The sequence below is a fragment of the Ohtaekwangia sp. genome (assembly GCF_036786105.1).
Taxonomy (GTDB): Bacteria; Bacteroidota; Bacteroidia; order Cytophagales; family Cyclobacteriaceae; genus Ohtaekwangia.
Genome location: NZ_DAIQRQ010000001.1, coordinates 35884 through 42754, shown reverse-complemented (window position 1 = coordinate 42754; position 6871 = coordinate 35884). Strand labels below are relative to the sequence as shown.

Genomic DNA, 6871 nt, shown 5'->3' with positions numbered 1-6871 from the left:
TAAAATCTTTTGCCATGAGTAATTAGGTTTTAGTTAAACATGTCGCCAAAGTATTGAAAAAATTTATATCTGAATTTTTTGAGGATTCGTTCAGCTATATATTTGACTTACCTCAATGCGATCATATTTGAGGTTTTTGGATAAGAAATACCAGATGAACTAAAACGGAGTTATGAAGAAATCAAGTTTGTCAAAACTAACGCAAAGTGTTCACGCAGGTTCCGTTGGCGATAGCCAATACAAAGGAGCTGTTACCCCTATATATCCGTCTTCAGCCTATGATTATCAGGACATTCCGGAAATATTATACCCACGTTATTTCAATACGCCCAACCAGCGGGCTGTTGCCGAAAAGATAGCGGCGCTTGAAAATGCAGAAGACGGGCTCATCTTCAGTTCCGGTATGTCTGCCATTATGACTACCCTTTTCGCACTGCTAAAAAAGGGAGATCATGCTGTTTTTCAAAGTGACTTATATGGAGGCACGATGCACGCAGTCAATACAGAATTTCTTCGATTTGGAATAGAGTGTACATTTGTGGATGGAAGTGTGCCTGAGAACTTTGAGAAAGCCATCCGGCCGGAAACGAAAGTTATCTACATTGAAACGCCTTCTAACCCCACGTTGAAGATTACCGATCTCAAGGCCGTTGCTTCCATAGCCAAACGTCATGAGGTGACCACTGTTATTGATAATACGTTTGCTTCACCCGTTAATCAAAATCCTATTGATCAGGGTATAGATATAGTGGCACACAGTGGCACAAAATATATAGGCGGACATAGCGATATATGCTGTGGTGCCGTAGTTGCCTCCAAAGGCTGGATAGACAAAATCAGAAAGAGTGCGGTTAATACCGGTGGTTCTTTAGATGCACATACAAGCTGGCTGGTGGAAAGAAGCCTGAAGACAATTGTATTGCGTGTTCGCCAGCAAAATCAAAATGCATTAGCGATAGCCGAATATTTAGTAACCGATCAACGAATTGACAGAGTGTACTACCCAGGATTGTCCAGCCATCCCGATCACGCTATTGCCAAAGCACAAATGCCGGGTGGATTTGGTGGTATGCTTTCTTTTGAAGTAAAGGATAATGCTTTCAAATTCATGGATCGATTGAAGCTCATCAAGCGGGCCGTAAGTTTAGGTGGAGTGGAATCGACCATAACAAGTCCTGCACAAACTTCTCATTCCAAGATCAGCGCTGCCGAACGCGCATCATTAGGTATAAAAGACAGCCTTGTTCGTTTATCGGTAGGTATTGAAGAAACAGAAGATTTGATCAACGATATCAAACAAGCTTTAGCATAAGTATATATAGTATGATCCAGATACGGAAGGCCACACACAAAGATCTGGCCACGCTGGTTGACTTTCAACAGAAACTGGCGTATGAAACGGAGAATATTCAACTCGATCGCGAAACCCTTTACAAAGGAATGCAGGCAATTTTTGATGATGCAGCCAAAGGGTTTTATACTGTAGCGGAAGAAGATGGTGTTGTAGTGGGCTGCTATCTCATAACCTACGAGTGGAGCGAGTGGCGCAACGGCATGGTGTGGTGGTTGCAGTCGGTGTATGTATTGGAAAGCTATCGCAAGAAAGGTGTTTTCAGAATGATGTATGCTCACGTTATTCAATCAATTAAGAATGACACGTCACTCATCGGCTTGCGCCTGTATGTTGATAAAAGCAATGCTCGTGCAATGCAAGTTTATGAATCGATGGGAATGAACGGTGAACACTACACCGTATACGAATGGATGAAATAATTGCTACTAAATCCTGCTGACATACTATTGTCACAATGTTGTTTTCTTTTACACAAGAAACTAAATGCCAACGCCCATGAAAGAAAAAGTCCGCTGTCCGTGGTGCCTGAAGTTCGATCAGTATGTTCAATACCACGATGAAGAATGGGGTGTTCCCGTACACAATGATCAAGTGCATTTTGAATTTCTGATACTGGAAGGTGCACAGGCTGGCTTGAGTTGGTCTACCATTCTGAAAAAGAGAGATGGCTATAGAAAAGCATTTGCCGGTTTTGATCCTGTGAAGGTTTCTAAATTCACGGAAGCAAAACTGGAAAAGATACTGCAGGATCCGAACATTGTTAGAAACAAACTGAAAGTATATGCGGCTGTAAATAATGCCAAACGCTTCCTGGAGGTACAAAAAGAGTTTGGCTCATTCGATAAATATATCTGGAGCTTTGTAGGTGGAAAGCCCATCGTAAACAAATGGAAATCATTGAGCGAGATTCCTGCAACAACGAAAGAGTCAGACGCATTAAGCAAAGATCTGATCAAGCGCGGATTTAAGTTCGTCGGCAGCACAGTTATTTACGCACACATGCAGGCCTGCGGATTAGTGAACGATCACCTTGTTGATTGCTGGAAGTACAAAAGGGTATAAATAACTTGATGTCTTCTATGCCTTTTGTTCTGCCTTGCCTTTGTTACGAATCACTTCAATAACAGGAGGAAGTATAGACACGAAGATGATGCCGAAGATCACATAGGTGAAGTTGTTGCGTATTACCGGCAGGCCTCCAAAGAAATATCCCAGCAGCAAGAACGCGCTTACCCAGGCCACCCCGCCCACTATATTATAGCTCGCAAATTTTTTATAACTCATTGTTCCAATACCGGCAACAAATGGAGCGAATGTGCGAATGATAGGAATAAAGCGTGCATAGATAATAGTCTTGCCTCCATGCTTCACATAGAAATGCTGCGTCTTGTTGAGGTATTCCACTTTTAGCAATTTATAGCGGCCACTAAATGCCTTAGTCCCTATATATTTACCCACATGGTAGTTTACAAGGTCACCCAGAATAGCGGCAACAATCAACAGTAATAACATCAGAAAAATGTTTAGACCGGCATCGTGCTTTGCTATAATGGCTCCTGCAGCAAACAGCAGCGAGTCCCCAGGGAGGAAGGGTGTTACTACCAATCCGGTTTCAGCAAAAATGATCAGGAAGAGAATAAGGTAGGTCCACATCTGATACTGGCTAACGATCTCCACCAGGTGATGATCAATGTGCAGAATGAAATCAATGAGAGATTTGATAAGCTCCATAAATCTTTTTTTACCGATATAAAATTCAACTACAATCCAACAAAAATAACAAAGCCTTCCGTGTATACAGAAGGCTTTGCTTTATAATGCTGTTAATATTTATTTACGCGGAATCAGCGAATCGCGGTTGGCAGCCAGCCAGGCAAACGCAGCAATCATCGTTGCATTCTGCTTGAGGTCTGCTTCAATAGCTTTGTCATACAGGTCCATACTCGTGTGGTGTGTTCTGGAACTATACTCAATAGGATCTTGTATGAACTGAAAACCCGGTAACCCGATGGCATCGAACGAAAGGTGATCTGTACCACCTGTATTCTGAAGTGTTAATGTTGAAGCCCCCATTTTATTAAAAGGCTTCAGCCAGCTACGAAATATAGGGCGAACATTTTCATTGCCTTGCAGGTACACGCCGCGGAATCTTCCGGTACCGTTATCCATATTCAGATATACCGAGAATTTTTCTGCGCCCGGTTTCAGCTGAATAGAGTCGTATGGGAAACTCTTGTCGAGACGTTCGCCATAGGTGCGTTTTACATACGACCGTGAACCCAGTAATCCTTGTTCTTCGCCACCCCACAGTCCTATGCGGATGGTTCTTCGGGGAGTAATACCGAGTGCTTTCAGAATGCGCATGGCTTCCAGCATTACCGCTGAACCTGCAGCGTTATCGGTTGTACCTGTACCACTATGCCATGAATCAAGGTGCGCACCAAACATTACAACTTCATCTTTCAAGTCGGTTCCAGGTATTTCACCAATCACATTAAAACCGGGAGCAGAAGGTGTAAATTCAGTTTCCAACGTAAGCTCCAGTTTCACGGTTTGACCTTTTTCTATCTGGCGGATCATGCGATTATAATGTTCTGCAGCAACAACCACCTGTGGTAAAATTTTCGGAACATCTGCTTTGTAAGCCGAAACACGTTTGCTGAAAGGTGTTTCAGCAGGATATGGCACAGTAGCGGCAGAAACGGTAAGTGTTCCATCTTCCAGGCGCGTTGCCGGGCTGGCTTCAATCACTGCGATGGCTCCTTCTTTCTGGCAAAGATCCCACTTCAGGTATGCCAACCGTTGTGGTTCAGTAGGAGCCTGAAATCTTCTTCCACCGAACGATTCGCTGATATCAGCGTTTGCCATCTGCAATAAGGTAGAGTCATTGAGTCGTGTAGCATCGGGTTTGAATCCTGGTTTTACAGGCGTTGGTAAACTGAAGAGCACAATTTTACCTTTCAGCTTTCCTTTATACTTGTTGATATCTTCTTCTTTCTTGATATCCAGATAGACCGCTTCTGCCTCAACCGTTCCTTTTATACCGGGACTCCAGGCTTTCGGGTAAGCAATGACCGGGAAATATACCGGACTTAGATTCTGAAGGCTAAATTTTTTCAATTGCCAGCCGCGGCCAAAATCTTCCTCCCAGGTATCGAAGTGTACATTCTGAACCCCCCACAATTCCAATGAACTCTTAGCATAATTGGCAGCTTTTTTATAGCCGGGTGAATTGGTTAAACGCGGACCGTGCACATCGGTAAGCATGCTCAGAATGTCCATAACCTTCGAGCGATTAAGTCCTTCGTCTTTGATCTTGGATACCATCGCGGTATCAATTTTTTCCACCTGCTGTGCTGATCCAAAAACGGGGGCAAGCACCACAAGAGCGGTCGGTAAATATTGTATAAGTCGCTTCATCGTTTGTTTGGTTAAAGGTTAATGATAAGTCAAAAATAAAGAACGCGAAACAGGCTATATGTACCGTTCATTTAATTTTTGCGGGCATGATCTTTTCACCTCCTGCAACCAGAAAGGAGAATTCAGATATGAAAAAGCTGGTAATGCTCTTGCTGCTGGCTATATCTATAGCCTGCGATAATGATGACGATAGCAAATCAGATTGCTTCGATCCCTCGAAAGTTGATCCAGCACTAGTATGTCAGAACATCGTTATGCCCGTGTGCGGATGCGATGGAAAAACATATCAGAACGAATGCCAGGCAAAAGGTTCTGGTATACTAAAATGGACTAGCGGTACTTGCCCATAATTACTTCTTGTGCGTAGCGGCCAACACCACCTGTTTTTTAGAAATATATACATGCCACACGCCATCAAGCTTATCAACACCGTCTGGCATAGACGTTATTATAGGCTTTGAATACAACAACGTATCGTATGTACTTTGCGAAGCATCGGTATAAAGCTTTTGTATATTATCCTGCAACGAGCCTGTTACCATGCCTGCTACATACGCTTCGATCAGTTGCTGCTCAATCTGATCGGCATTTCCTACACCGGGAACAGTCCAGTGAATCTTTACGGCATACTTGCCTGCAATCGAATCGATTTTGGTTGCGTTGAATTTTACATGTTCCAATGCGCTGAAAACGGTTTGTCCTTGTTCGAGGGCAGCAGTAACAATATCGGAGTCGCTGAGCTGAACAATTTTTTGATCCTCCATTCCCTCGTGAAGTCGTTTACGCTGTTCGTCCGATAATCTTCCACCGCAGGCAGCCAGCGCTAACAGAATTCCAAAAACAGTAGCTCTTTTCATGATGGTAAATTTCATCCGCTGGATTTCAAATTCCAAATGCGGAAAGAGATCCCTTACGGGAAAACCGGATTGTGATCTGACAACAAATTGTATCGTATCTATTAATTACCTTTGCCGACTGATTTTAGTGTATGATCGAAAAACTGGAAGAAATAAAGCTGCGTTTTGAGGAGGTTGGTCAATTGCTCGCCCAACCCGATACTGTTAGCGACATGAAGAAATTCTCGCAGCTTAGTAAAGAATACAGAGACCTGGAGAAAATCGTAGTAAAATACAACGAATACAGCGATGCCCGAGACCATTTGCAACAGGCAAAGGAGGTGCTGGAAAAAGAAAAAGACCAGGAACTGCGTGAACTCGCCAAGATGGAGATCGATGAGTTGGAACCCAAGATCGAAGCGCTTGATGCTCAGCTCAAGGAACTTCTGATACCAAAGGATCCGAATGATGATAAGAATGTGTTGCTGGAGATTCGCGCCGGTACCGGTGGCGATGAGGCAGCGATCTTTGCTGGTGATTTGTGGAGGATGTATCAGCGTTTCTGCGATAAACGTGGGCTGAAGCTTTCTGTGCTTGATGTAACAGAAGGTACCGCCGGGGGATATAAGGAAGTGATCAGCAGTGTGAGCGGCGATGGTGCCTATGGCCTGTTGAAATTTGAGTCGGGTGTACACCGCGTACAACGCGTGCCGGCTACCGAGCAGCAGGGACGTGTGCATACATCTGCAGCTTCTGTGGTGGCGCTTCCGGAAGTGGAAGACGTGGAAGAAGTTGTGATCAACCCTGCCGATATTGAAATACAAACGGCTCGTTCCAGCGGTGCGGGTGGACAGAACGTAAACAAGGTAGAGACGAAAGTGCAGCTTACGCACAAGCCAACCGGTATAGTGATCACCTGCCAGGTAGAACGCTCCCAGCACGGAAACCGTGAACGCGCTTTGCAAATGCTGAAAACGAAGCTTTACGAAATGGAAGTGGAGAAACAGCAAAATGAACTGGGAACAGCCCGCAGATCATTAGTAAGAAGCGGCGACCGTTCTGAAAAGATCAGAACCTATAACTATCCACAAAGTCGTGTTACCGATCACCGCATCGGCTATACAGTATATAATTTACCCGCTGTAATGAATGGCGACCTGGACGATTTTATAGAACAGCTTCGCATAGCCGACAGTGCAGAGAAAATGACTGAAGGCTCGGCAAAATAGAATGATACACTAAAAAGAAAATAGAATCGTCT

The 6871-nt window shown here is 44.1% G+C and carries 8 protein-coding genes; 5 read left to right on the top strand and 3 right to left on the bottom strand.

The window, feature by feature from the left end:
• Positions 1–172: 172 nt before the first annotated feature.
• The 3 genes from V7Q33_RS00225 to V7Q33_RS00215 all read left to right on the top strand — a co-directional run bounded on the left by V7Q33_RS00225 (position 173) and on the right by V7Q33_RS00215 (position 2416).
• Positions 173–1312 carry a trans-sulfuration enzyme family protein gene (locus tag V7Q33_RS00225; RefSeq protein ID WP_331974921.1) on the top strand — a complete coding sequence of 380 codons (1140 nt, stop codon included), beginning with the start codon at positions 173–175 and terminating at the stop codon, positions 1310–1312.
• 11 nt (positions 1313–1323) lie between these two features.
• On the top strand, positions 1324–1773 hold the full coding sequence (locus V7Q33_RS00220) for a GNAT family N-acetyltransferase (protein WP_333818534.1): 450 nt from the start codon (positions 1324–1326) through the stop codon (positions 1771–1773).
• A 76-nt stretch (positions 1774–1849) separates the two neighbouring features.
• Positions 1850–2416: a DNA-3-methyladenine glycosylase I gene (locus V7Q33_RS00215; RefSeq protein ID WP_331974917.1), complete on the top strand. Its 567-nt coding sequence runs from the start codon at positions 1850–1852 to the stop codon at positions 2414–2416.
• Between the two features lie 15 nt (positions 2417–2431).
• On the opposite strand, the gene V7Q33_RS00210 is transcribed toward V7Q33_RS00215, so the two are convergent.
• Positions 2432–3085, bottom strand: coding sequence for a DedA family protein (locus tag V7Q33_RS00210; protein ID WP_333818533.1), 654 nt, complete (start codon positions 3083–3085; stop codon positions 2432–2434).
• A gap of 99 nt (positions 3086–3184) precedes the next feature.
• Positions 3185–4774, bottom strand: a complete 1590-nt coding sequence (locus tag V7Q33_RS00205; protein ID WP_333818532.1) for a M20/M25/M40 family metallo-hydrolase — start codon at positions 4772–4774, stop codon at positions 3185–3187.
• 128 nt (positions 4775–4902) lie between these two features.
• On the opposite strand from V7Q33_RS00205, the gene V7Q33_RS00200 reads away from it, so the two are divergent.
• The gene (locus tag V7Q33_RS00200; RefSeq protein ID WP_333818531.1) at positions 4903–5124 is read left to right on the top strand and encodes a Kazal-type serine protease inhibitor family protein; all 222 of its coding nucleotides are present in this window, start codon (positions 4903–4905) and stop codon (positions 5122–5124) included.
• Here V7Q33_RS00200 and V7Q33_RS00195 read toward each other — a convergent pair whose 3' ends face one another.
• Entirely contained in the window at positions 5125–5631 is a 507-nt protein-coding gene (locus V7Q33_RS00195) for a hypothetical protein (RefSeq protein ID WP_333818529.1), read from the bottom strand. It lies immediately after the preceding gene.
• A 131-nt stretch (positions 5632–5762) separates the two neighbouring features.
• Here V7Q33_RS00195 and prfA point away from each other — a divergent pair, with 131 nt between their 5' ends.
• The gene (gene prfA, locus V7Q33_RS00190; protein ID WP_331974907.1) at positions 5763–6839 is read left to right on the top strand and encodes a peptide chain release factor 1; all 1077 of its coding nucleotides are present in this window, start codon (positions 5763–5765) and stop codon (positions 6837–6839) included.
• The last annotated feature ends 32 nt before the right edge of the window (positions 6840–6871 follow it).

Bases quoted from the DNA above. Each gene is read 5' to 3' on its own strand.
- V7Q33_RS00225 (WP_331974921.1), top strand. From the start codon at position 173: ATGAAGAAATCAAGTTTGTCAAAACTAACGCAAAGTGTTCACGCAGGT.
- V7Q33_RS00220 (WP_333818534.1), top strand. From the start codon at position 1,324: ATGATCCAGATACGGAAGGCCACACACAAAGATCTGGCCACGCTGGTT.
- V7Q33_RS00215 (WP_331974917.1), top strand. From the start codon at position 1,850: ATGAAAGAAAAAGTCCGCTGTCCGTGGTGCCTGAAGTTCGATCAGTAT.
- V7Q33_RS00210 (WP_333818533.1), bottom strand. From the start codon at position 3,085: ATGGAGCTTATCAAATCTCTCATTGATTTCATTCTGCACATTGATCAT.
- V7Q33_RS00205 (WP_333818532.1), bottom strand. From the start codon at position 4,774: ATGAAGCGACTTATACAATATTTACCGACCGCTCTTGTGGTGCTTGCC.
- V7Q33_RS00200 (WP_333818531.1), top strand. From the start codon at position 4,903: ATGAAAAAGCTGGTAATGCTCTTGCTGCTGGCTATATCTATAGCCTGC.
- V7Q33_RS00195 (WP_333818529.1), bottom strand. From the start codon at position 5,631: ATGAAAAGAGCTACTGTTTTTGGAATTCTGTTAGCGCTGGCTGCCTGC.
- prfA (WP_331974907.1), top strand. From the start codon at position 5,763: ATGATCGAAAAACTGGAAGAAATAAAGCTGCGTTTTGAGGAGGTTGGT.